This is a genomic window from Microbacterium sp. Bi98, from assembly GCF_918698045.1.
Classification (GTDB): Bacteria; Actinomycetota; Actinomycetes; order Actinomycetales; family Microbacteriaceae; genus Microbacterium.
Genome location: NZ_CAKKLK010000002.1, coordinates 436,949 through 460,959 on the forward strand (window position 1 = coordinate 436,949; position 24,011 = coordinate 460,959).

The 24,011-nt window shown below is 67.8% G+C and carries 25 protein-coding genes; 6 read left to right on the forward strand and 19 right to left on the reverse strand.

The window, feature by feature from the left end:
* Positions 1 to 14: 14 nt before the first annotated feature.
* Entirely contained in the window at positions 15 to 401 is a 387-nt protein-coding gene (locus tag LQZ85_RS05830) for a twin-arginine translocase TatA/TatE family subunit (protein ID WP_053095581.1), read from the reverse strand.
* Between the two features lie 89 nt (positions 402 to 490).
* On the opposite strand from LQZ85_RS05830, the gene LQZ85_RS05835 reads away from it, so the two are divergent.
* The gene (locus LQZ85_RS05835; protein WP_053095580.1) at positions 491 to 1,126 is read left to right on the forward strand and encodes a class I SAM-dependent methyltransferase; all 636 of its coding nucleotides are present in this window, start codon (positions 491 to 493) and stop codon (positions 1,124 to 1,126) included.
* A gap of 91 nt (positions 1,127 to 1,217) precedes the next feature.
* Here LQZ85_RS05835 and LQZ85_RS05840 read toward each other — a convergent pair whose 3' ends face one another.
* The 3 genes from LQZ85_RS05840 to dapE form a co-directional block, all read right to left on the reverse strand.
* A complete protein-coding gene (locus LQZ85_RS05840; RefSeq protein ID WP_067122349.1) occupies positions 1,218 to 1,391 on the reverse strand; it encodes a DUF3117 domain-containing protein in 174 nt (57 codons plus the stop codon).
* Between the two features lie 96 nt (positions 1,392 to 1,487).
* Positions 1,488 to 2,705, reverse strand: a complete 1,218-nt coding sequence (locus LQZ85_RS05845) for a hypothetical protein (protein ID WP_230100668.1) — start codon at positions 2,703 to 2,705, stop codon at positions 1,488 to 1,490.
* Positions 2,687 to 3,760: a succinyl-diaminopimelate desuccinylase gene (gene dapE, locus LQZ85_RS05850; RefSeq protein ID WP_056278082.1), complete on the reverse strand. Its 1,074-nt coding sequence runs from the start codon at positions 3,758 to 3,760 to the stop codon at positions 2,687 to 2,689. Before dapE ends, LQZ85_RS05845 begins: the two co-directional genes overlap by 19 nt.
* Positions 3,761 to 3,825: 65 nt before the next feature.
* Here dapE and dapD point away from each other — a divergent pair, with 65 nt between their 5' ends.
* Positions 3,826 to 4,779 carry a 2,3,4,5-tetrahydropyridine-2,6-dicarboxylate N-succinyltransferase gene (gene dapD, locus LQZ85_RS05855; RefSeq protein ID WP_056278079.1) on the forward strand — a complete coding sequence of 318 codons (954 nt, stop codon included), beginning with the start codon at positions 3,826 to 3,828 and terminating at the stop codon, positions 4,777 to 4,779.
* Positions 4,780 to 5,006: 227 nt separating this feature from the next.
* A complete protein-coding gene (locus LQZ85_RS05860) occupies positions 5,007 to 6,407 on the forward strand; it encodes a DEAD/DEAH box helicase (RefSeq protein WP_053095576.1) in 1,401 nt (466 codons plus the stop codon).
* Positions 6,408 to 6,482: 75 nt separating this feature from the next.
* On the opposite strand, the gene LQZ85_RS05865 is transcribed toward LQZ85_RS05860, so the two are convergent.
* The 7 genes from LQZ85_RS05865 to LQZ85_RS05895 all read right to left on the reverse strand — a co-directional run bounded on the left by LQZ85_RS05865 (position 6,483) and on the right by LQZ85_RS05895 (position 11,408).
* Positions 6,483 to 6,953, reverse strand: coding sequence for an SRPBCC family protein (locus LQZ85_RS05865; RefSeq protein ID WP_056278076.1), 471 nt, complete (start codon positions 6,951 to 6,953; stop codon positions 6,483 to 6,485).
* An 11-nt stretch (positions 6,954 to 6,964) separates the two neighbouring features.
* Positions 6,965 to 8,260 (reverse strand): citrate synthase, encoded by a 1,296-nt coding sequence (locus LQZ85_RS05870; RefSeq protein WP_082586615.1) that lies wholly within the window; start codon positions 8,258 to 8,260, stop codon positions 6,965 to 6,967.
* A gap of 168 nt (positions 8,261 to 8,428) precedes the next feature.
* Complete coding sequence (gene dapC / locus LQZ85_RS05875; protein WP_056278073.1) at positions 8,429 to 9,541, reverse strand: succinyldiaminopimelate transaminase; 1,113 nt, start codon at positions 9,539 to 9,541, stop codon at positions 8,429 to 8,431.
* 3 nt (positions 9,542 to 9,544) lie between these two features.
* Positions 9,545 to 9,865: a ferredoxin gene (fdxA, locus tag LQZ85_RS05880; RefSeq protein WP_042542002.1), complete on the reverse strand. Its 321-nt coding sequence runs from the start codon at positions 9,863 to 9,865 to the stop codon at positions 9,545 to 9,547.
* A 9-nt stretch (positions 9,866 to 9,874) separates the two neighbouring features.
* Entirely contained in the window at positions 9,875 to 10,351 is a 477-nt protein-coding gene (locus LQZ85_RS05885; RefSeq protein WP_230100669.1) for a histidinol dehydrogenase, read from the reverse strand.
* Positions 10,352 to 10,386: 35 nt separating this feature from the next.
* Positions 10,387 to 10,701 carry an AzlD domain-containing protein gene (locus LQZ85_RS05890; RefSeq protein ID WP_053095573.1) on the reverse strand — a complete coding sequence of 105 codons (315 nt, stop codon included), beginning with the start codon at positions 10,699 to 10,701 and terminating at the stop codon, positions 10,387 to 10,389.
* Positions 10,698 to 11,408, reverse strand: a complete 711-nt coding sequence (locus tag LQZ85_RS05895; protein WP_056279009.1) for an AzlC family ABC transporter permease — start codon at positions 11,406 to 11,408, stop codon at positions 10,698 to 10,700. The genes LQZ85_RS05890 and LQZ85_RS05895 overlap by 4 nt, the downstream gene beginning before the upstream one ends.
* 93 nt (positions 11,409 to 11,501) lie before the next feature.
* On the opposite strand from LQZ85_RS05895, the gene LQZ85_RS05900 reads away from it, so the two are divergent.
* Positions 11,502 to 12,050 (forward strand): XRE family transcriptional regulator, encoded by a 549-nt coding sequence (locus LQZ85_RS05900; RefSeq protein WP_056278067.1) that lies wholly within the window; start codon positions 11,502 to 11,504, stop codon positions 12,048 to 12,050.
* A gap of 3 nt (positions 12,051 to 12,053) precedes the next feature.
* Here the strand turns inward: LQZ85_RS05900 and LQZ85_RS05905 are convergent, their stop codons facing one another.
* The 4 genes from LQZ85_RS05905 to typA form a co-directional block, all read right to left on the reverse strand.
* Positions 12,054 to 13,685, reverse strand: coding sequence for an MFS transporter (locus LQZ85_RS05905; RefSeq protein ID WP_056278064.1), 1,632 nt, complete (start codon positions 13,683 to 13,685; stop codon positions 12,054 to 12,056).
* A 28-nt stretch (positions 13,686 to 13,713) separates the two neighbouring features.
* Positions 13,714 to 14,727 carry a glutaminase A gene (gene glsA, locus LQZ85_RS05910; protein ID WP_056278061.1) on the reverse strand — a complete coding sequence of 338 codons (1,014 nt, stop codon included), beginning with the start codon at positions 14,725 to 14,727 and terminating at the stop codon, positions 13,714 to 13,716.
* A 173-nt stretch (positions 14,728 to 14,900) separates the two neighbouring features.
* The gene (locus LQZ85_RS05915; protein ID WP_056278059.1) at positions 14,901 to 15,785 is read right to left on the reverse strand and encodes a hypothetical protein; all 885 of its coding nucleotides are present in this window, start codon (positions 15,783 to 15,785) and stop codon (positions 14,901 to 14,903) included.
* A 165-nt stretch (positions 15,786 to 15,950) separates the two neighbouring features.
* Entirely contained in the window at positions 15,951 to 17,864 is a 1,914-nt protein-coding gene (typA, locus tag LQZ85_RS05920; protein WP_053095568.1) for a translational GTPase TypA, read from the reverse strand.
* Between the two features lie 138 nt (positions 17,865 to 18,002).
* Here typA and LQZ85_RS05925 point away from each other — a divergent pair, with 138 nt between their 5' ends.
* Together LQZ85_RS05925 and LQZ85_RS05930 are read left to right on the forward strand one after the other, a co-directional pair.
* A complete protein-coding gene (locus LQZ85_RS05925; protein ID WP_157538134.1) occupies positions 18,003 to 19,073 on the forward strand; it encodes a hypothetical protein in 1,071 nt (356 codons plus the stop codon).
* A 34-nt stretch (positions 19,074 to 19,107) separates the two neighbouring features.
* A complete protein-coding gene (locus LQZ85_RS05930; protein ID WP_056278052.1) occupies positions 19,108 to 19,890 on the forward strand; it encodes a type II CAAX endopeptidase family protein in 783 nt (260 codons plus the stop codon).
* 14 nt (positions 19,891 to 19,904) lie between these two features.
* Here LQZ85_RS05930 and LQZ85_RS05935 read toward each other — a convergent pair whose 3' ends face one another.
* Genes LQZ85_RS05935 through LQZ85_RS05950 form a run of 4 tightly spaced genes read right to left on the reverse strand, consistent with a single transcriptional unit; the run spans position 19,905 to position 24,001 of the window.
* Complete coding sequence (locus LQZ85_RS05935; RefSeq protein WP_056278049.1) at positions 19,905 to 20,465, reverse strand: hypothetical protein; 561 nt, start codon at positions 20,463 to 20,465, stop codon at positions 19,905 to 19,907.
* 2 nt (positions 20,466 to 20,467) lie between these two features.
* A complete protein-coding gene (locus LQZ85_RS05940) occupies positions 20,468 to 22,141 on the reverse strand; it encodes an ABC transporter ATP-binding protein (RefSeq protein ID WP_053095566.1) in 1,674 nt (557 codons plus the stop codon).
* Positions 22,138 to 23,082 (reverse strand): ABC transporter permease, encoded by a 945-nt coding sequence (locus LQZ85_RS05945; RefSeq protein ID WP_053095565.1) that lies wholly within the window; start codon positions 23,080 to 23,082, stop codon positions 22,138 to 22,140. Before LQZ85_RS05945 ends, LQZ85_RS05940 begins: the two co-directional genes overlap by 4 nt.
* Positions 23,075 to 24,001: an ABC transporter permease gene (locus LQZ85_RS05950; RefSeq protein WP_053095564.1), complete on the reverse strand. Its 927-nt coding sequence runs from the start codon at positions 23,999 to 24,001 to the stop codon at positions 23,075 to 23,077. Before LQZ85_RS05950 ends, LQZ85_RS05945 begins: the two co-directional genes overlap by 8 nt.
* Between the last annotated feature and the right edge of the window lie 10 nt (positions 24,002 to 24,011).

The window sequence follows — 24,011 nt, forward strand, 5'->3', positions numbered from 1 at the left end:
GGCGGAGACTCGGGCTATGTCGCTTCGGAATCGTACGGCGGAGGACTCGCGACCGAGAACTCCGGTCGCACCCTCGCCGTCCGCACCGGTTTCACCGTCGGCTCCGCAACGACTGCCTCCGCACGGGCGGGACCGGGCGCAGCGTCGTCTTCGAAGAGCGCGTCGCGGATGATGCGCCGGGGGTCGTACTGCCGTGGATCGAGTTTGCGCCAGTCGACGTCGTCGATCTCGGGACCCATCTCGTCGCGGACACGCGATTTGGTGTCGCGGAGGAACTCGCCGGCGCGCCGAGCGAGCTTGGCGACGCTCTCGGCGTAGCGGGGCAGCCGCTCCGGTCCGATGAGAAGCACAGCGATCAGACCGATGAGCAGCAGCTTCTCGAAGGTGATCCCGAACTGCATCTGTCCAGGCTACCGCCGCGCCTGCCGTTGTGCCGCGCACCGAGCGCATACCCTGGGAGAACACATATCTCAGTCGGGAGAATCAGGCAATGAGCGAGAACGATGCGAATGCACGTTTCATCCGCGAGTCCATCGCGGAGCCGTCGCCGATCGCCCGCGCGCGTGCGCACGCCATCGAACTCGGCGCGTCGCCGATCAGCGCGGCCGTCGGCTCGCAGATCGCCGTGCTGGCCGCCGCGACCGGTGCCAGATCGATCGTCGAGATCGGCACGGGCGCCGGAGTCTCGGGTCTCTGGCTGCTGCGCGGCGCGCCGCAGGCGGTGCTGACCTCGATCGACAACGAGCCCGAGCACCTCGCCGCCGCCCGTCAGGCCTTCTCCGACGCACGCGTCCCCGCGACGAAGGCGCGTTTCATCACAGGTCGCGCGGCCGACGTGCTGCCCCGCATGAACGAGGCGTCATACGACATCGTGCTGGTCGATGCCGACCCCGAGAACGTCATCGACTACGTCGAGCATGGCCTGCGGCTGGTGCGTCGAGGCGGAATGGTTCTCGTCCCCCGCATTCTCGGAGGCGGCCGTGTCGCCGATCCGGTGCAGCGCGACGAGGTGACCTCCGCCTACCGCTCGCTCGTGCAGGAGACTCAGGAGTCATCAGCCGTGCTCGCGACCGTCTCTGCCTCCGGCGAGGGGCTGCTGCAGCTGATCAGCGTCGGCGAGAGCTGAGCCGAACACCGTCGTGAAGGGACGGAAGAGGGCGACGGATCATCGATCCGTCGCCCTCTTCGTGAATCCGCGTGCGCGAATTCGAGTTCGATCAGGCGGGCGTCACGACGGCTGCCAGCACGTCGTGAAGCTCCTTCGCCTCTGCGTCGTTCACGGAGACGACCAAACGGCCGCCGCCTTCGAGCGGGACGCGCACGATGATGAGTCGCCCTTCTTTCACGGCCTCCATGGGTCCGTCTCCGGTCCTCGGCTTCATCGCTGCCATCGTGGGCTCCTTTTCCTCCGGTGGTATGCGATCAGTTTATCGGGTGTTACCGGAACCTGGATGTCCCCTATGAAGAAATGCATCAAGCCTTAACATTCACGGCACCTGCCAGAAGGTGTTCCCCAGGGCGTAGATGTGGAATATCCACAGCCACTGCCCCAGCAGGCAGACGGCCAGGACCCCGAGCCGCCAGACGCGCGAGCGCGGCACCGCGAGTGCTCCCCAGATCGGGCTCACGGGCAGCAGCAGCCGGAAGGTGCTCGACTGAGGGAAGAACACCGCGAGCAGGTAGAGGAGGTAACTCGCGCTCCACAGCCGCAGGTCGGGACCCAGCGCACGCACCTGCGGCACGTAGAGCAGGGCGGCACCCGCTGCCACCACCAGGAGCGCGACGGTGACCGGCCCCCACGAGCCGGGGAGTCCCCACTGACCGAACCAGAACTGGGATGCCTGGACCCACCCTTCGAAAGGCACGAACCCGTCGACACCGCCCACGAGCCAGTTGCGACGCCAGGAGAGCTCGGTCGCCAGGTACGCACCGGGATCGCCGGTCACGACGCCGGCGATGACCTGCCACGAGAAGCCCGCGACCGTGGCGAGTGCGCCGAGCGCCACGATGTGCACGATCTCGCGCGGGGCGAGCGGATCATCCCTGCGATGCCACCAGCGGAGGATGCCGTGCAGACCCAGGTACAGCGCGAACGCGAGAATCCCCGGTCTGGTGAACGCCATCACGGGGATGAGGAGATACAGCCATGCGTAGTTCCGTCGCACCGTGGCATCGAGAGCCAGGAAGAGCAGCAGCAGGAACAGGGTCTCGGCGTACCCCACCTGGAACATCGCCGCGATCGGTCCGGAGGCGAAGAACACCACCGCCCACATCGCCGCACGCGCGCCGATCCGATCGCGCAGCAATCGGTGCAGCCCGAGACAGGCGAGGTAGCCGGCCACGAATGACAGCAGGAAGGCGCCCATCCCCCACGACCCGAACACGAAGCCGATCGCCTTGGCGGCGAAGGCGAACACCGGCATGAACGCCCAGGCGTTCTCAGCGACGTCACCCGATTCGGTGAGCGGCAGATCCGAGGGGTATCCCTCTTCGGCGACGAGCCAGTACCACTGCGCGTCCCACCCGACGATGAAATCGGCGAGGCCCGGTTCTGCGCCGAACCTCGACAGCGATGTCGACTGCGTCGCCGCCGCGATCATCATCGCGGTCGTCACCGCGCGAGCGGCGAGGTAGATCAGGGCCACGCGCAGCGCCAGTGGCGCTGCGGCCCACCGGCGGGTCGCGGTCAGCGCGAGCTGAGCCATGCGCGCAGTCCTCGCTCGACGGCGTCGATCTGCGCGAGCGGCACGCGCTCCTCGTCATGGTGCGCGAGGTGCGGGTCTCCCGGTCCGTAGTTCACGGCGGGGATGCCGAGGGCGGAGAACCGAGCGACATCGGTCCAGCCGTACTTCGGGCGAGGCTCGGCGCCGACGGCGGCCACGAAGTCTTGGGCGATCGGCGCGTCGAGGCCCGGCCGCGCGCCTTCTGCGGCGTCCGTGATCTCCACGTCGAAGCCGGCGAGGAGGTTGCGGATGTGCGCTTCTGCATCTGCTGCCGACTTGCTCGGAGCGAACCGGTAGTTCACCTCGACCTCGCAGGCATCGGGGATCACGTTGCCTGCGACCCCGCCTGTGATGCGCACGGCGCTCATGCTCTCCCGATACAGGAGTCCGTCGACCGCGATCTCTCGTGCACGGTACTCGGCCAGGCGCGCGAGGATCGGGGCTGCCCGATGGATGGCGTTCTCACCGATCCACGCACGTGCCGCGTGCGCACGCACGCCGGTGGTGCGCACGATCGCGCGCATCGTGCCGTTGCAGCCACCCTCGACCTCGCCGTTGGACGGCTCGCCGAGGATCGCGAAGTCGGCCTGGAAGAGATCCGGCCGCACCGCGGCGAGGAGCGCCAGCCCGTTCTTCGAGGCCTCCACCTCTTCGTTGTCGTACCACATCCAGGTGATGTCGACCGAGGGCTCGGTGAGCTCGGCGGCGAGCTTCAGCTGCACAGCGGTGCCGCTCTTCATGTCGACGGTTCCCCGGCCCCAGATGTACTCGACGCCGTCGATCTCGACGTCCTTCGTCGGCACGTTGCCGTTGATCGGCACGGTGTCGATGTGTCCGGCGATCGCGACCCGCTGCGCTCGCCCGAGATCGGTGCGCGCGACGATCGTGTTGCCGTGGCGGATCACCTCGAGATGGGGGTACGCGGAGATCGCCTGCTCGATGGCATCCGCAAGCGCCTTCTCGTCACCCGACACGCTCGGGATGTCGCAGATCGCACGGGTCAGGTCGACGGAGGACGCGGTCAGATCGAGCATCATGCCCCCAGCCTACTTACCCCGACATCTGGACCATCCCTCGTCGCCTGTCGCGATACCGTGGAGGTATGACTGAGGCGCGCACCGTGTGGGGTACTGGACTGTCGACGATCGCCGGTGACGGCACCGTACTGGATGCCTGGTTCCCCGAGGTGACGGCCGTCGAGCCCGGTGCCGACGACGCGGGCACCGCGCTCGCGGCGCTCGAGGAGTTCACCGGTCCGGACGAACGTCGCAACGTCTCGGTGCAGACGGTACAGCTGCAGATCGATCTCGATGCGGCGCCGGCCTCGACCGCTGACGCCTATCTGCGGCTGCACACACTGTCGCACCTCCTGGTGCGACCGAACGAACTCAACCTCGACGGCATCTTCGCGCATCTGCCGAACGTGGCGTGGACGAATGCCGGCCCCATGCACCCCGTGGATGCCGCGCGGCTTCGACCCGTGCTCCAGCGCTCAGGGATCCAGGTTCAGGGGCTCGACAAGTTCCCCCGGCTCACCGACTATGTGCAGCCTGCCGGTGTGCGCATCGCAGATGCGTCGCGCGTCCGCCTGGGCGCGCACCTCTCCCCCGGCACGACCGTCATGCACGAGGGCTTCGTGAACTTCAACGCAGGCACCCTCGGTGCGTCGATGGTCGAAGGACGTATCTCCCAGGGCGTCGTGGTGGGCGACGGCAGCGACATCGGCGGCGGCTCGTCGATCATGGGCACGCTCTCGGGCGGCGGCGCACACCGCGTCTCCATCGGGGCACGCACGCTGCTGGGAGCCAACGCGGGCATCGGCATCTCGCTCGGCGATGACTGCGTCGTCGAGGCCGGACTGTACGTGACGGCCGGCACGAAGGTCGTGCTGGTCGACGGCCCGGCGACGCCTGACGGCGGCAGGAAGACCGCCAAGGGTTCCGAGCTGTCCGGACGCGACGGACTGCTGTTCCGCCGCAACTCGCTGAGCGGCGCGGTCGAAGCCGTGCAGCGCGCCGGCGTCGGTGTGACCCTCAACGACGCACTCCACGCCTGATCGCGCGACTCGCTGAGAGCGGGCCGTCTCAGCCTTCTCCGGGACCGCCGTGATAGGGTCGCGGTGACGCCACTCGCACTGCGAGACGTCTGCGTCGTCGACACGCTCCCGCGCCACTTGCCTGGTTCTGGCCATTTCGAACGGCGAAACGATGCGCGATCCCGCGCCGTCGCCCACCTTCCGCACCCGGCCCCTCGGCTCGTGCGTGCATTTCTCGGAGATACTTCATGACTTCCTTCCTCGATCTCGGCGTGCCCGCCGACCTTGCCGCCGTCCTCGCGAAGGACGGCAAGACCGAGGCGTTCGCGATTCAGCGCGACACGCTTCCCGACTCGCTCGGCGGACGCGACCTCCTCGGCCGCGGCCGCACCGGCAGCGGCAAGACGATCGCCTTCGCGCTCCCCCTCGTCGCCCGCCTCGCCGCCTCGTCGCGCAAGAGCCGCCCCGGGCACCCCCGAGGACTCGTCCTCGCTCCGACCCGTGAGCTCGCGACCCAGATCGCCGCGACCATCGCGCCCCTCGCCGAGGCGAAGGGCCTGCGCGTCACCACCGTGTTCGGCGGCGTCAGCCAGCGTCCCCAGGAACAGGCCATGCGCAACGGCGTCGACATCGTCGTCGCGTGCCCCGGCCGTCTCGAAGACCTGATGAAGCAGCGGGTCGTGCAGCTCGACTCCGTCGAGGTGACTGTGCTCGACGAGGCCGATCACATGGCCGACCTCGGCTTCCTGCCGGGTGTCACCCGCATCCTCACCGCCACGCCCGCCGGCGGACAGCGCCTGCTGTTCAGCGCCACGCTGGACCGCGGCATCGACACCCTCGCCCGCCGGTTCCTCTCGAACGCCGTGAGCCACGAGGTGGACGAGGAGAGCGTGCCCGTCGGCGAGATGACGCACCGCGTGCTCGTCGTCGATTCCACCGACAACAAGACCACTCTCGTGCGCGAGCTCGCCTCGGGCACCGGTCGCCGCATCCTCTTCACCCGCACGAAGCACCAGGCGAAGAAGCTCGCGAAGCAGCTGACCGCGGCGGGCATCCCCGCTGTCGATCTGCACGGAAACCTCTCGCAGAACGCGCGTGAGCGCAACCTCGGCGCCTTCTCGTCAGATCCCGCCGACGGAGGCGTGCGCGTCCTCGTCGCGACCGACGTCGCCGCCCGTGGCGTGCACGTCGACAACGTCGACCTCGTCGTCCACGTCGACCCGCCCATGGAGCACAAGGCATACCTGCACCGCTCCGGCCGCACCGCCCGTGCGGGAGCCGCGGGAACCGTCGTCACGGTGGTCCTCCCCGAGCAGCGTCGTGATGTGAAGGACCTCCTGCGCAAGGCGTCGATCACCGCCGCGCTCGAGCCCGTCACGTCGAACGCCGTCACCGAGCTCGTCCCCGAGCGTGCGCCGCACGTTCGTCCGGCTCCGGTTCAGCCCCAGCAGCAGCAGCGTCAGTCGTCGAAGCAGCGCCCCGCCGGTGGCGAGCGCAATTCAGCGGCCAACCCGCCGTCGCGCCGCAGCCGTCGTCCGCGCTCGGGCCAGGGCGGCCAGGGCGCCACGGCCGGCAGCCGTCAGGGTGGCCAGGGCGGATCCCGCTCCGGCGGCCAGGGCGGCCGTGGTCGCGGTTCGCAGGGCCGCTGACCCGAGAGACATACAGGCGGGTGCGCCGACGCTCAGCGTCGGGGCACCCGCCTTCTTCGTCCCGCCTGCGCGAGGTCAGCCGCGAACGGCGGCCAGCACCTGCGGATCTGAGCACCCTCGGGCGAAACCGGCGATGCGCCGACGGATCTCGAGCCCGAGCACCCGCGCGCCGATCCACTCGGCGATCGGCGCGAGCCAGGTCGGCTGACACGAGAAGTTGTACTTCCAGACGGCGAGCGTGCCCTCAGGCACCTCGGTGAACCGCCAGCCTCCGCCGAGCTTCGTGAAGAACCACGGCCCGGTCTCCATGACCATCCCGACGTTCCTCGGCGGGGCGTAGGACACATACCGGCTCACCATCGACAAGCCGAAGCGCTGCCTGGTGAACGTCCGCACATCCTTGGCCGCGACATCGGCGCCATCGAGGAAGTGCTGCTCACTGATGAACGGATCCCACCGGCGTCGGATCGCACCCGTCGTCTGTGAGACGGCGAAGGCCGTCGCCGGATCCACCGGCACGACGGCCTCCGCGCTCACGACAGGCATCGCGAGTCGATTCAGCGGGTCTGGAAGGTGCGCTCGGGAGATCCTGTGTAGAGCTGCTGCGGGCGACCGATCTTGGTCTGCGGGTCGAGCTGCAGCTCGCGCCACTGTGCGAGCCAACCGGGCAGACGGCCGATCGCGAACAGCACGGTGAACATGCGCGTCGGGAAGCCCATCGCCTTGTAGATCACGCCGGTGTAGAAGTCGACGTTCGGGTAGAGACGACGCTCCTTGAAGTAATCGTCGGCGAGAGCCAGCTCCTCGAGCTCCTGAGCGAGGTCGAGCAGCGGATCCGTGACGCCGAGCTCGGCGAGCACCTCGCCCGCCGCCTCCTTGACGAGCTTGGCGCGCGGGTCGTAGTTCTTGTAGACCCGGTGCCCGAAGCCCATCAGCTTCACGCCCTCTTCCTTGTTCTTCACCCGCTCGACGAAGCGCGAGACGCTCTGACCGGAATCGCGGATCTGCCCGAGCATGGTGAGCACGGCTTCGTTCGCACCGCCGTGCAGCGGGCCGGAGAGAGCCTGGATGCCGGCGGAGATCGAGGCGAACTGGTTCGCGCCCGTCGAGCCGACGAGACGCACAGTCGAGGTCGACGCGTTCTGCTCGTGGTCCTCGTGCAGGATCAGCAGCAGCTCGAGGGCCTTCGACATCACGGGGTTGACCTGATACTCCTCGGAATGCACGCCGAAGTTGAGCTTCAGGAAGTTCTCGACGAAGCCGAGGGAGTTGTCGGGGTACAGGAACGCTTGGCCGATGCTCTTCTTGTGTGCATACGCCGCGATGACCGGCAGCTTGGCCAGCATCCGGATCATGTTCAGCTCGACGTGCTCGGGGTTGTGCGGGTCGGTCTGACCCTCGTAGTAGGTCGAGAGGGCTGCGACGGCAGACGACAGCACCGACATGGGGTGCGCGGTGTGCGGAAGCGCCGAGAAGAAGCGCTTGAGGTCTTCATGCAGCAGTGTGTGCCGACGGATCTTCTCGTCGAACTCGGCGAGCTCGGCGGCGGAGGGAAGCTCGCCGTAGATGAGGAGCCAGGCGACCTCGAGGTAGCTCGTCGAACCGGCAAGCTGCTCGATCGGATACCCGCGGTAGCGCAGGATGCCCTTGTCTCCGTCGATGAACGTGATCGCGGACTTCGTCGACGCCGTGTTGACGAACCCGTAGTCGAGTCCCGTGTAACCCGTCTGCCGCGTCAGCGTCGAGAAGTCGATGCTGTCGTTGCCGGCCGTGCCGCGCACGAGTGGGAATTCAGCGGTCGTATCGCCGATCGTCAGCTTCGCCGTCGCCTGCTGCTCTGCCGCTGCGCTCACGCGGGCCTCCTCATGGATCGTCATCAAGTCGGATGTGGCGATGTCACGGCGCTGTGCACCAGGTCAGTTCGAGATCGTCGATACACGACCGAATCGCCTTTACAGCCTAGTAGGCACACAGGCCTACTGTGACAACCGACAAAAGAACCACTGATCTGAGGCCAGAACCTACACGGCCTGTTCGTGCAGACGCCGCGCGCCCTCAGCGATCCTGTCGGAGGGAGCCGTCAGAGCCAGTCGCACGTGCTGGGTCGAGAACTCACCGTAGAACGGACCGGGACCCGCCAGGATGCCGAGATCGGCGAGCCGCTCGATGCTCGCCCAGGCGTCCTGCCCCTCCGTCGCCCACAGGTAGAGCCCGGCCTCCGAGCCGTCGATCCGGAACCCCGCCGCCTCGAGCGCAGGCCGCAGCATGTCGCGTCGCGCTCGGTAGAGCGCCTTCTGAGCGGCGACGTGCTCGTCATCGCCCAGCGCCACTGCCATGGCGTGCTGCACCGGCTCTGGCGGCATCAGCCCCAGGTGCTTGCGCGCGGTGAGCAGTTCGCCGACGATGCGCGCGCACCCTGCGACGAATGCCGCACGGTAGCCGGCGAGATTCGACTGCTTGCTGAGCGAGTAGACGCTGAGCAGATTGGCCCTGCTGCCACCGGTCACGCGAGGGTCGAGGATCGACGGAATCGGCTCAGTCGCCCAGCGGCCGTCCCAGCCGAGCTCGGCGTAGCACTCGTCGCTCGCGAGCACGGCTCCCAGCTCTCGAGCCCGCTCGACCGCAGCAGCCAGTTCCTCCACGGTCCAGGTACGGCCGTCCGGATTCCCGGGCGTGTTGATCCAGATGAGCTTGGTGCCGTCAGGCCACTCCGTCGGATCGTCGGACGGCAGCGGGGTCGCTCCCACGACGCGAGCACCCACCTCATAGGTCGGGTAGGCGATTCGGGGATGCACCATGATGTCACCCTCCCCCAGGCCCAGAAGGGTCGGCAGCAGAGCCACCAGCTCCTTCGAGCCGATGGTGGGCAGGACGTTGTCGACGGTCAGGTCGCTCACTCCCCTGCGCCGCGCGTACCACTCGACGATCGCCTCACGAAGGGCGGGAGTGCCGACGGTCTGAGGGTAGGCGTGCGCATCGGTCGCCTCCGACAGCGCCCGGCGGATCAGCTCGGGCGTCGGGTCGACGGGCGAACCGACCGACAGGTCGACGATTCCGTCCGGATGGCGCGCGGCGCGTTCGCGGTAGGGAACGACCGCGTCCCACGGGTAGTCGGCGAGATCGCGAACACTCACGGACTACTCGCCCTGCGGCGGGAGAGCGGCGATGATCGGGTGATCGTGTGCGATGACGCCAACCTTGGCCGCACCGCCCGGGGAGCCCACCTCGTCGAAGAACTCGACGTTGGCCTTGTAGTAGTCCTGCCACTCGTCGGGCAGGTCGTCTTCGTAGTAGATCGCCTCGACCGGGCAGACGGGTTCGCACGCGCCGCAGTCGACGCATTCGTCGGGGTGGATGTACAGCGAGCGTTCGCCCTCGTAGATACAGTCAACGGGGCACTCGTCGATGCAGGCGCGATCCTTGACATCGACGCACGGGAGGGCGATCACATACGTCACCCCTCCAGTCTACGACTCGCCGCCGGTCCGATCGCCCAGGACGGGGGCACGAGGGGCGGTCGCCTCGTCTGCGCCGGGCGCCGTGCCGGATGCCGCGGCCGTCGACGCCTGCGCCTCGGTGCGAGTCGGAAGCCGCGAGAACGAGGGCCATGCGACAGCGAGGAGCACGAGCCCCGCGACGAGATAGGTCCAGATGCGACCGCTGAGCGTGTCTTCGACGACCACCGATCCCCCGGGCCCGACGCCGGAGATGAGCACCAGCATGCCGAGCATGCCGAGCCCCGCGGCGAGAGTCGCGCCTCGGTCGTGGGTGAGCGCGCGGATCGCGACGAGGATCGCGCCGCACGCGATCGCTCCGACGATGAGTCCGACGGGCACGGGACCCCACATGAGGCTGTGACCGATCGTCCCTGCGACGCCGAACACGCCGCCGACGAGAGCCGCGGCGATCCAGGAGAGCACCCGGGAGATCCATCCGATACGCACGAGTCGATCCTACGCGCGCCGCCGCGAAGGGGCGCTCAGACAGCGAGCCCGAACAGGCGCAGGAGAGCCGCGACGAGGGCGGCCGCGACCACCACGACGAGGAACGACTGACGCAGCCAGAGAAGCCCGGCCGCGACGAGCAGAGCGGGAACCCGTGCATCGACGACGACGGCCTGCCCGGCTCCGAGGGTCTGCACGGCCACGAGCGCGGCGAGCAGGGCCACGGTGAGCAGATCGGAGATGCGCGCCGGTCGCGGTGCCTCGAGCACCGAGGGCGGCACGAGGTACCCGGCGGCCTTCAGAGCGAGGCAGATCACCGCAGCGAGAAGGATCGCACTCCAGATGCTCACGCGGCGGCCTCCCCACCGTCGAGTGCGGAGGCATCGACTCGACCGAGCCAGTTGAACCAGCCCACGATGATCGCGACGACGGCTGCCACGAGCACGGGCAGCCCGGGCATGATGAACGGCGTGAGGGCGGCCGCCACCACCGCCGCAGCCACCCCGACCGCTATGGCCTGACGTTCCTTCAGGCGCGGCCAGAGCAGAGCCAGGAACGCCGCGGCCGCCGCAGCATCCAGCCCCCAGGTCTTGGGGTCACCGAGCACGTCGCCGACGAGTGCCCCGATCAGGGTCGTGATGTTCCAGCCGATGAAGATGCCGATCCCGGTGACCCAGAAGCCGACCTGCCTCAGCCGCGGATCAGTCTGCGAGATGGCCACGGCGGTCGACTCGTCGATCGTGAAGTGCGCCGCCGCTATCCGCCGTCCGGTGGTCGTGCCGACGACGGGTGACATCCGCATGCCGTATGCGACATTGCGCACTCCCAGCAGCGCGGCCGACGCGATCGCCGACGGCAGTGCGGACACTCCTCCGGCGGCGAAGACTCCGACGAAGGCGAACTGCGACCCGCCCGTGAACATCAGCAGGCTCAGCACGCACGCCTGCCAGACGTCGAGTCCGGATGCCACGGCCAGCGCGCCGAACGAGATGCCATAGGCGCTGGTGGCGAGCACGACTCCCAGCGCTTCACGCCAGACCTCGCGGTCGGCGCTCATCGCACGATCGTTCGCTGCGGTGAACACATGACCATCATTCTGAACGCGGTGTCCGGGATAGTCAAGCGAACGATCGTTTGACATGATGAACACATGGAGGAACTCCGAACGCGCATCGCCCGCACTCTGCGCAGAGAGAGGGAGAGAGCCGGACTGTCCGTGTCGGAGTTGGCGCGTCGAGCGGGAATCTCGAAGGCGACCGTCTCCCAACTGGAGTCCGGTGCCGGCAACCCCAGCGTCGAGACGCTCTGGGCGCTCGGCGTCGCGCTCGGGGTGCCGTTCGCCGTCCTCGTCGATCAGCAGAGCAACGCGCCGACGCTCATCCGCGCCGATGACCTCACGGGCGTTCCGTCGTCGGTCGCCGCGTACAGCGCGACCCTGCTCTCAGCGAGCCCGCCGGGTGCGAGGCGGGATGTGTACCTGATCCACGCGGATCCCGGGGATCCACGCCGCTCCGATCCGCATCACGCGGGAACGACCGAACACGTGATCCTCATCTCCGGCCAGGCTCGGATCGGTCCGTCGGACGCCCCCGTGCTGCTGAACCCGGGCGACTATCTCTCGTACGCCGGAGACGCGCCCCACGTGTTCGAGGCGACCGTCGCCTCGACCAGTGCGGTGCTCATCTCGGAGCTGCGCTGAGCATCACTTCGGCGCGGAGCCCGAGACCGGTGACGGGTCCGGGATCTCGTCCGGCTTGTACTTCGGCAGCCGGGATGCAGGCAGGATCGCCACGGCACTGAGTCCCGCGAGCAGCAGCAGGCCGAGTCGCAGCGTCCCCAGACGCGACTCCTCGTTGACGGCCACCGCCGCGTCGACCTGCTCGGGCGTCGCATCCGTCTGCTCGAGTGCTGCGCGCAGGTCGTCGTTGCTGACGAAGTTCAGGTTGTCCATGTCGACCTGCGCGACGAGCGACGGCGGCAGCTCGGGGTGCTCGACGACCGCGCGGCCGATGCTCACCCCGAGGAGCGAGACGAGGAGTGCGCCGGCCAGAGCGGTCCCGACCGCCGAGGCGAGATTCTGCGTGGTGCCGCGCAACGAGCCGACATCACCCGCGAGCTCAGCCGGCGCCGCGGTGACGAGCACGTTGAAGACGAGGGTCACGAGCGCACCCTGACCGATGCCGAACACGACCAGCCCGAGGATCGTCGGAAGCGTCTCCCAGTTGTTGTTCACCACGAAGGACAGCCAGACGAGCGCGACCGTGGTGAGGATGAAGCCGAAGACGCCGATGACCCGCGGCGGGTAGCGCTTGTAGAACCGGACGACAAGTGTGGCGGTGATGAACACGGTCAGGTTGAAAGGCATCATCGCGAGCGACGTGTCGAAGGGCGTCCTTCCCTGCACGATCTGGATGTACAGGGGGATGGTGAAGTTCACGCACGCCTCGAGCGCCACGACGATGAACATCGCGTACACGGCAGCGCGCTCCTTCGACGAGTCGAGGATGCTGAGGTCGATCAGCGGCACCTTGCCCTCGGCCATCCGACGGCGAGTCCAGACGAAGAAGCATTGACCGAGCACGACCCCGACGACGACGAAGGCGGGCGCAGGCGAGAGCCCGAGGATGTTGAAGGGTGCGGCCTCGGTCGCAGCGACGGCACCCCACCCGTTGAGGTTGTTGAAACCCAGGGTCAGAAGCACGATGGCCGCGCCGATGAGGAGCGACGCCACGAGGTCGATGCGGATCGACGCGTCTCCCCCATCACCTCGCAGCGTGAAGCTGAACGCGAAGACGACCACGGCGATGCCGAACACGATGAAGAACATCGGCCGCCATCCGACCAGGGTGCCGAGCGTGCCGCCGATGAGGAACGCGGTGACTCCCGAAATGGCTCGGGCGGACCCGATCGCACCGATCGCCGTCGCCTGCTGCGCGCCCCGATAGTTCTCGGCGATCAGCGCCACGATCGAGGGGACGATGATCGCTGCGGCGGCGCCGGCGACCGCCTGCCCCGCGATGGCCCAGCCCACGCTCGGGGACACGATCATCAGCACCGACGACGCGGCGAACAAGCCGATCACGATCCGGAAGATGAGGACCCAGCCGACCCGCTGACCGAGCTTCGCGCCGGTCATCACGAGGGCGGCCACGGCGAGGCCGTACATCACGATGGTGGTGCTGGCGACCGTCGGCGGCACGCCGAACTCACTGACCATGCCACCGAGGGATATCGGTAGGGCTGCCACGTTGAACGACATGAGCACCTGGGCGAGGAAGAGACTGACGAGCGGCATCCAGGAGGTCTTCGTGGATGCCGGAGCAGTGAGTGTCATGGCAGGGTCCTCTGAGCGGGGAAGGAGGTCAGTCCGTCGACCGAGCGGTCGGCGCGGGCGCGGAGGCGAACAGGTTCAGTCCGAGAGCGCGGGAGAGGTGACCGATGGCGAGCTGCGATCGCACGGAGTTTCCCGCCGCGTCGAGGCGCGGTGAGAATCCGGCGACGGCACCCTTGCCCGGCGCGACGGCGACGATCCCTCCTGCCACACCCGACTTGGCGGGCAGCCCGATCTCGAACAGCCACTCACCCGAGGCCTCGTAGAGGCCCGTGGATGCCACCACTGCGAGAGTGTCGCGGCAGACGTCCGCAGAGACCACCCGCTCGCCCGTGATCGGATTCACGCCGCCGTCGGCGAGCGTCGCCCCCATCACCGCGAGGTCGTGGGCCGTGACGCTGAGAGCGCACTGACGCGTGTAGACGTCGACGACCTCGTCGGGGTCGCCGACCAGCCGTCCATAGCTGCGGAGCAGCCAGCCCATCGCCCGGTTGCGCTCGTTGGTCGCGGCTTCCGAGGCGTACACCACGCCGTCGAGGCTCAGCGCGCGGCCGGCGAAAGCAGAGAGCCCCTCGCGCACGCGCTCCCACTGCTCGACAGCCGTCTGCCCCGGCATCAGTGCCGTCGTCGCGATCGCACCGGCGTTGACCATCGGATTCATGGGGTGTCCGCCGTTGAGCTCGAGCGCCATCAGGGAGTTGAAGGCGAGGCCCGTGTTGTTGACGCCGACGATGTCGCGCACCCGCTCATGGCCGTGCTCCTGGATCGCCAGGGCGTAGACGAACATCTTCGAGATCGACTGGATCGAGAACGGATGCTGCGCATCCCCGGCGTCATGCAGGCCGCCGTCGACCTCGATGACCGCGAGACCGAACAGCTCGGGGTCGGCGTCGGCGAGCACCGGGATGTAGTCGGCGACCGCGCCGCCGTGGTCCTGCGCATACAGACGATGAGCCTCACGCACGAGCTGGTCGACCCTCTCCCACCCGGGCAGCCCACCCGTCGAGACCTGCTGCGGGATGCCAGCCAGCGCCGCGACGTCCATGCGTTCTCCTTCGAGTCCACGACCCCCCAGCCGTCATCGCTCACCGTAGTGCCAATGCGTCGCGCTGCCTAGGGCATGCAGTGCCCTGTTGCGACACATGTCCGGACACACCGAGACCCACCACCGCACGCAGGCGGGGTGGGTCTCGGAGGGAGGGTGTGCGGAGCTGCGGCTCAGTACCAGTTCACCGACTGGGAGTGGCCCCACGCACTGCAGGGGGTGCCGTAGACCGACGAGATGTACCCGAGGCCCCAGCGGATCTGAGTGGCCGCGTTGGTCTGCCAGTCGGACCCGGCTGACGCCATCTTGCTTCCGGGCAGAGCCTGCGGGATCCCCGTCGCGCCACCCGAGGCGTTGTACGCCTTGTAGTTCCAGCCGGACTCCTTGGTCCACAGCGAGTTCAGGCAGGAGAACTGGTCCTCGCCCCAGCCGTACTCGCTCGACGCGATGTCGCGAGCCGCGGCCTTCGCGCCGTCGACGGTGTTCGTCTGAGCGAGCGCCGCGGCTTCAGCCGCCGCCTGGGCCGCAGCCGCGTCCGCAGCGGCCTTCGCCTCCTGGGTTGCGACATAGGACGCCTGCAGCGCAGCGGTCTCCGCGACGATCTCGTCCGTTCCGGTGACTGCGTACGCGGTCAGGCTCGAGAGCTCTCTGTTCGAGAAGTCATCACGGTCCGCCAGCTGATCGACCCACGTGGTCACGTCAGCCGTGTCGACGCTCGAGGGTGCGGCGCCCAGATCGAGGCCCGATGCCGCGACCTCTGCGTTCAGCGCCTCAGCTGCCGCGACGGCATCCTGAGCGGCGACCATCGTGAGCGCCGAGTCATCCGCGCTCTTGGCCGGGGCGTCCGGCTCGCCGGTGACGAACGAGGTGACGCCTGCGACGGCGTCCGGCAGCTCGGCGCCGGCCGCGGGGGCGGACACGATGCCGACCGTCAGAGCGAGGCCGAGCACGCCTCCGGTGATCGTTCCGAGAATCAGTTTCGGGCGACGCGCCGTGATGGCGTTACGAGCTGTCGCCGCCGCGTGGGCGCGCCGAAGCGCACGGGTGGTGTGAAGCATTGGGTTCGACTTTCGGGTCGTCGTACGCCCGTCACAGGACACTCATCGGGAGATCGCCCCAGGCGCAAGGTAACGATTCTGCAACGGCACTCCTGGACGTTTCGTGAGAAAGGGGCCCTGTACCGCCGTTTCCGGCGGTACAGGGCCCCTTCTCTCAGACGATTCTCAGACGTTCGCGTCCTGGCGCTTCAGGCGAGCGGTCTCACGCGCACGAGTGTTCGCGTCGAGATTCACCTTGCGGATGCGGACGACCTCGGGCGTGACCTCGACGCATTCGTCGTCACGGGCGAACTCGAGGCTCTCCTCGAGCGTCAGCTGGCGCGGGGGCGTCATCGACTCGAAGGTGTCGGAGCTCGCCGCACGCATGTTGGTGAGCTTCTTCTCCTTCGTGATGTTGACGTCCATGTCGTCGGCGCGGGAGTTCTCGCCGATGACCATGCCCTCGTAGACCTCCTGCGTGGGCTGCACGAAGAACGACATGCGCTCCTGCAGGGCGATCATCGCGAACGGAGTCACGACGCCCTGACGGTCGGCCACGATCGAGCCGTTCTGACGGGTCGTGATGGAACCGGCCCACGGCTCGTAGCCGTGCGAGATCGCGTTCGCGATGCCGGTGCCTCGGGTCGTCGTGAGGAACTCGCTGCGGAACCCGATGAGACCGCGCGACGGGACGATGAACTCCATGCGCACCCAGCCGGTGCCGTGGTTCGTCATGTTCTCCATGCGGCCCTTGCGGTTCGCCAGAAGCTGCGTGATCGCGCCGAGGTGCTCCTCCGGCGTGTCGATCGTGAGGTGCTCGAACGGCTCGTACGTCTTGCCGTCGATCTTCTTCGTGACCACCTGCGGCTTGCCGACGGTGAGCTCGAAGCCCTCACGGCGCATGTTCTCGACGAGGATGGCCAGCGCCAGCTCTCCGCGGCCCTGCACCTCCCAGGCGTCCGGGCGTCCGATGTCGACGACCTTGAGCGAGACGTTGCCGATCAGCTCCTTGTCGAGACGGTCCTTGACCATGCGAGCGGTGAGCTTGTGACCCTTGACCTTGCCCATGAGCGGCGAGGTGTTGGTGCCGATCGTCATCGAGATGGCCGGGTCGTCGACGGTGATCGCGGGAAGCGGCCGGACATCCTCGGGGTCGGCGATCGTCTCGCCGATCGTGATGTTCTCGAAGCCGGCGATGGCGACGATGTCGCCCGGGCCCGCCGAATCGGCCGGGTAGCGCTCGAGCGCCCGCGTCTTGAGCAGCTCGGTGATGCGTGCGTTCTGGTGCGTGCCGTCAGCGCGGACCCAGGCGACCGTCTGGCCCTTCTTCAGCGTGCCGTTGAAGACGCGCAGCAGAGCGAGACGACCGAGGAAGGGGCTGGAGTCGAGGTTGGTGACCCAGGCCTGCAGCGGGTGCTCGTCGTCGTAGGCGGGAGCGGGGACGTGCTCGAGGATCGCCTCGAACAGCGGCTCGAGGTCGTCGTTGTCGGGCAGCGATCCGTCGGCGGGGCGGTTCTGCGAGGCCGCGCCGGCACGGCCGGACGCGTAGACGACGGGAACGTCGAGCAGGGCGTCGACATCGAGGTCGGGCACGTCGTCGACGAGGTCGGACGCGAGGCCGAGCAGCAGGTCGTGGGCCTCTTCCTCGACCTCGGCGATACGAGCGTCGGGACGGTCGGTCTTGTTGACCAGGAGGATGACGGGCAGCTTGGCCTCGAGAGCCTTGCGCAGCACGAAACGGGTCTGCGGGAGCGGGCCCTCGCTGGCGTCGACGAGCAGCACGACGCCGTCGACCATCGACAGGCCGCGCTCGACCTCACCACCGAAGTCGGCGTGGCCGGGGGTGTCGATCACGTTGATCGTGATCTCCTTGCCCTGAGCATGCTTGCCCTTGTAGGTGATCGCCGTGTTCTTGGCGAGGATCGTGATGCCCTTCTCGCGCTCGAGGTCGTTCGAGTCCATCGCGCGCTCATCGACGTGGGCGTGTTCGCCGAACGAGCCGGTCTGACGCAGCATGGCGTCGACGAGAGTGGTCTTGCCGTGGTCGACGTGCGCGACGATTGCGACGTTGCGGAGGTCAGAGCGAAGGGCGTGCGCCATGCAGATGTCCTAAAGAGTGTGGGGTTTTGCCGAGAAGCCGACGTTCCAGACTATCGTATTCGGGCGAGTCGTTCCTGAACGGCGAAGTACGACCTCGACCGTCGCGCCGATGCGAGGGCTGTGCGATACCGTGGCCGCATGAGCGGCCACATGCACGACACCGACCTGGCCGCCGTGCAGAATCCTGCGACGCCACCCGCTCTGCTCGCAGAGATAGCCGCACGCCGGGGAGATCTGCATTCGCTCCTACTGCATCACCCCGCCTGCTACCCGCAGCTGCGCGAGTGGATACTCGCAGTCAATCCCGCGATCCGAGCGGCGATGGCTGCTCCAGCTCCAGCCCCTGTTCCGCGGCGAGGAAGGGGCGGGCTGTGCGCGCTCCTCGGTTGCGGTGGAATCGCTCTGCTGGGCTTCGCCCTCGTCGTGGTGCTCGTCGTCGCAGGGCTGTTTGCGTCCTCTTCGTCGCCGGAGCAGCCGGCAGCACAGGGAACCGGCTCCCGCTCCGAGTCGCTGGCGGCGTTCGATGCGGAGCGGAGCAGGTTCTATGAGCTCTATGCACAGATCGAGGCGAACCCGGTGGCTCCCCTGGTCGCGGACCTCATGACGTTCCGACGCCTGGAGGCGTCGATCTCGCAGCCCCCTGTCACCGACGCGTCGGTCGCTGACCATGCGAGCGAAGCCAAGGCCATCCGGCAGAGCCTCGAGCAGCGGATCGCCGACGCCGCCGCGCGACGAGCGAACGTCTCCGGTTCGGTCAGCGAGGCGATCGTCGACGAAGCCGGCCAGGGATTCATCGACATCGCATGGAACGCGGACACCGAGTGCGGGACCCCCGGAGAACCGGATGACGGAAGTGTGACGATCGGCTGCATCTCCGAGGAAACGCTGACGGTTCACCTTCTGCCTGAAGACCAGCTCGGCGGCGACACCGCCATCCGTCTGGTCGTTCTGCACGAGCTCTCGCACCTCTACATGCGAGCCGACAGCGATGCGAACGGGGCCGAGCTGGGGTCATCTGGCGTCCTCGTCGAGCAGGGGCACTTTCAGGGGAACAGCGAGGTGTTCGCCGACTGCTACGCACTGACCTATCTGGATCTGTGGACCCTGACCTTCGACGGTCGCGACTACGGCTACGACTACATCTGCACAGCCGAAGAGCGACAGCTCATGCGCACGTGGGCTGTCGAAGTGCACGCGCCCATGCCATAGCAGTGCCAGCCGCGCGAGTACGATCGGTGATGCCATGAGCCTCCCCTCGAACGCCCCATCCCCGAGAGCACGCCTGTGGTGGGAGATCGCGATCGTCCTCGCGCTCGGCCTCGGGCAGTCCGCGGTGTACGCGATCGTGCAGCTGGCCTACCGACTCACCGACGAGACGCCTCTCGCCGATCAGACGGCCGCGCTCAATCCGTCCCGCAGCGATCGGGAGATCTTCGACCTGATCTATCAGGTCCTCTCGATCGGATTCTCGATCGTCCCGGTGCTGCTCGTCTGCTTCCTGCTCTGGCAGTCGTCGAGGCCGCACCTCGGCAGGCTCGGCCTCGACGGGACCCGCGTGGGTGCCGACATCGGGCGGGGCGCACTGCTCGTCGCGGCGATCGGCATCCCGGGGATCGGGCTCTACCTGGCCGGAAGAGCCATGGGGATCTTCGTCGCGGTCGACCCCTCGGGCCAGGGCGCCCACTGGTGGACCGTGCCGATCCTCCTTCTCGCGGCAGCCCGTGCATCGCTCCAGGAGGAGTTCGTGGTGCTGGGATATCTGTTCGCCCGTCTGAAGCAGCTCGGGTGGGGCCCGTGGACCATCATCCTGACGACGTCACTGCTGCGCGCGAGCTACCACCTCTACCAGGGGCCCGGCGCCTTCATCGGCAACTTCGCGATGGGCCTGCTGTTCGGCTGGCTGTTCCAGCGCAGTGGCCGGCTGATGCCGTTCCTGGTGGCGCACTTCCTGATCGACGCGACCGTGTTCGTCGGCTACCCGTGGGCTGCGGCGACCTGGCCGGCGCTGTTCGGGCTGCCCGGCTGAGAGCCGAGGCGGGGTCAGCCGTTCGCGATCAGGATCGACGCCACGGCCCAGAGTACAATGACACCGAGGGCGATGAGCGCCCGATAGTCCCACGTGCGGCGGATCGGCGCGTCCGCACCGGAGAGAGCCGCCTGCCAGCGGTCACGGACGTCGGTGAGGTCGCGGAGCGCGACGGGGGCCTTGGCCTCGTCGTCGCCGGTCGCGCGTCGCACGGGCCGCGCTCGAGCCGGCCCTCCGTAGCTCGACAGGTCGGTGCCGTCGTCGAGCGAGAAGACAAGCTGCCAGCGCAGGTCGACGTCGCGCACGCGGCTCCAGCCGAACGAGGCGCGACGCAGCATGTTCTGCACCATCGCTCCCTGGTCGTCGATGCGGACGACCGAGACGAACGCGATCTCGTAGACCACCCAGAGTCCGAGCAGCACCCAGGGTGCGAGCAGGAGCATCTGGCCCCAGCCGGCGCGTACGACGGCGTCGCCGAGCAGGAAGATCGCGAGCAGCGAGCACAGCACGAGGGAGACAGGCCCGGAGGCCGCACGGAAAGTCCGTGCGGCCTCCGGTCGAGGGTCGATGCTCACTCTCAGTGACCGCCGAGGGTGATGGTCGCCCCGGGGATCGCCTTGAGCAGACGATCGGTGTACTCCTGCTGGGGATTCGCGAAGATCTCGTCGACAGTGCCCTGCTCGACGATCTTGCCCTTCTCCATGACGCACACCAGATCGCTCGACACTCGGACGACCGCGAGGTCGTGAGTGATGAACAGGTAGGTGAGCCCCAGCTCCGACTGGAGCTCGGCCAGCAGCTGCAGCACCTGATCCTGCACCAGCACGTCGAGCGCCGACACCGCCTCGTCGAGGACGATGATGTCGGGCTTGAGCGCGAGAGCGCGTGCGATCGCGACACGCTGACGCTGACCGCCCGAGAGCTCGTTCGGATACCGGGTCGCGAGGACGCGCGGAAGCGAGACCTGGTCGAGCAACTCCTCGACCCGCTCGCGCTGCGAGGCGCGATCGCCGACGCCGTGGATCTGCATCGGCTCGGCGATCGTGTTGCCGATGTTGCGCAGTGGATCGAGCGAGCCGTACGGGTCCTGGAAGACCGGCTGCATGCGCCGACGCAGACCGAACGCCTGCGCATTCGACAGCCTCGACACATCCTGCCCGTCGATCTCGATGGTTCCGCTGGTCGGCTCTTCGAGCTTCAGCACCATCTTGGCGACCGTGGACTTGCCAGAGCCCGACTCGCCCACGAGCGCGAGCGTCTTGCCGCGAGGGATCTCGAAGGACACGTCGTCGACAGCGCGGAACGCTTCACTGCGGAAGTTCCCCTGGCGGATCCGGTAGTCCTTCGTGAGTCCGGCGACGCGCACCGTCGGCGGGATGTCGGCGAGGTCGTCGAGCGTCTCGATCCCCCGGTCCTCCACCACCGCCTGGATGCGCTGCGATGCGACGCTGGGCGCCGCGGCGACCAGTCGCTTCGTGTACGGGTGCTGCGGGTTCTCGAGGATCTCGCGGCTGGGACCGGACTCGACGATGTTGCCGCCGTTCATCACGATGATCTTGTCCGCACGCTCGGCTGCGAGACCGAGATCGTGCGTGATCAGGAGCACAGAGGTGCCCTTGTCACGGGTGAGCGACGCCATGTGGTCGAGGATCACGCGCTGCACAGTGACGTCGAGAGCCGAGGTCGGCTCGTCGGCGATGAGCAGCTTGGGGTCGGCCGCGAGGCCCATCCCGATCAGCGCGCGCTGGCGCATGCCTCCCGAGAACTGGTGCGGGAACTGGTGCAGACGCTTCTCGGCGTCGGCGAGTCCGGCCTGCTGCAGCACCTCGACGGTGCGCGCCTTGGCCGCATCGCGCCCCTGGGCGATGCCGTTCGCACGGATCGCCTCCTTCACCTGGAAGCCGATACTCCAGACGGGGTTGAGGTTCGACATCGGGTCCTGCGGCACGAAGCCGATGTCCCGGCCTCGGACGGCCTCGATCTCGCGACGGTTGAGCGTCGTGAGCTCGCGTCCCTCGAGGGTGATCGATCCCGCGGTGACCTGGCCGGTGCCGGGCAGCAGGTTCACGATGGCCGTGGCCGTCGTGGACTTGCCCGAGCCCGACTCGCCCACGATCGCGACGGTCTCTCCGGGCATGACGTCGAAGCTCACTCCGTGGAGCACTTCGCGCAGACCCTCCTGCGTGCGGAACGCGACGCTCAGGTCGCGGATGCTCAGCAGCGGGACCTGTTCGGTGATTCGCTCGCTCATCGGCGTGCCCTCGCCTTCGGGTCGAGGGCGTCTCGGATGAGCTCGCCCAGGGTGACGAACGCCAGCACCGCGAGGGTGAGAGCGATCGACGGATAGATGAGCGCCATCGGCGCGACACGCAGCGATGCCTGAGCCTTCGCGATGTCATTTCCCCACGACATCACGTCGCTGCCGAGACCCACCCCGAGGAACGAGAGCGTCGCTTCCGCGACGATCGCGGCGGCGAGGCCGAGCGTCGAGACGACGAGCAGCGGAGCGATGGCGTTCGGGACCACGTGGTTCAGGAGGATCTTGAACTTCGACTGACCGAGCGCCTGCGACGCCATCACGAAGTCCGCCTGACGCACACGGAGCACCTCGGCCCGCACGACGCGAGCCGTGGACGCCCAGGCGAACGCTCCGATGGCGAACGCGAGCGTCCACACCGAACGGGAATCCCGGAACACGGTCATCACGACGACGGCCGCGAGGATGTACGGGATGGCGAAGAAGATGTCGCCGATGCGCGAGAGCACCGAGTCGAGCCATCCGCCGTAGAAGCCCGCGAGAGCTCCCATGATCAGGCCGAGAACGGACGAGATCAGCGTCGCGATGAGGCCGACGGCCAGCGACGTCTGAGCACCCCAGACGATGCGCGCATAGATGTCGCAGCCCTGGAACGTGAACCCGAGCGGGTGTCCGTCCGTCGGACCGCCGTTGCTGTTCGATAGCTGGCAGTCGTTGTTCGGCGGCGTCGCGGTGAACAGAGTCGGCCACAGCGCCATCACGAGGAAGAACAGCGCGAGGACGACCGAGAACCAGAACAGCGGACGACGACGCAGGTCGAACCAGGCGTCACGCCAGAGGTTGCTGGGCTTGTCCGAGATCCGAACGGCGTCGACCGCGATCGACTCCGTCTCGATCGGAGCGACGTAGTGCTTCTGAGATGTGGGATCAGGCATAGCGAATCCTCGGGTCGAGCAGACCGTAGAGCAGGTCGATGAGAAGGTTCACCAACACGTACAGGATGACGAACACGGTCACGAACGAGACGACCGTGGGTCCCTCGCCGCGCTGGATCGCCTGGAAGAGCGTGTTTCCCACACCGGGGACGTTGAAGATGCCCTCGGTGACGGTGGCGCCCACGAGCAGCACGCCGAAGTTCGTGGCGGAGTTCGTGATCACCGGGATCAGGGAGTTGCGCAGCACGTGCACGGGCAGCACGCGATTGCGCGAGAGCCCCTTGCTGTACGCCGTGCGCACCCAGTCCTGGTTCAGGGTCTCGATGACCGAGCTGCGCATGAGACGCATGCTCACCGCATAGAGGCTGAAACCGAGCACGATCGCCGGCAGCCACAACCCGCCCCAGTCGTTGTCCGCACCCACCGTGGGCTTGAACCAGCCGAGCTGGATCGCGAGGAAGTACTGCGCGAGGAACGCCACCACGAAGATCGGGATCGCGATCGCGACCAGCGCCACGACGAGCGAGACGTTGTCGAACAGCTTGCCCTTGCGCAGCGCCGAGATGGTGCCGATGACGATGGCGAGCACGAACTCGATGGCGATGGCCATGACTGCGAGTCGGCCGGTGACAGGAAGCGTGGCGGCGAGCACAGCCGAGACCGGGCGGCCCGAGTAGGTCGTGCCCAGGTCGCCCTGGAAGACGCCGGTGATGTAGTACCAGTACTGCACGATGAACGGCTGGTCCAGGTGGTACTGCGCGCGCAGCTGCTCGACGACCGCCGGGTTGGGCGTCTTGTCGCCGAACAGGGCGAGGATCGGGTCGCCGGGCATGGCGAACACGAGGAAGTAAATGAGCAGGGTGGCTCCGAAGAAGACCGGGATCACCTGCAGGAGACGTCTCAGAATGTAACCGAGCATCCGCTTGTCC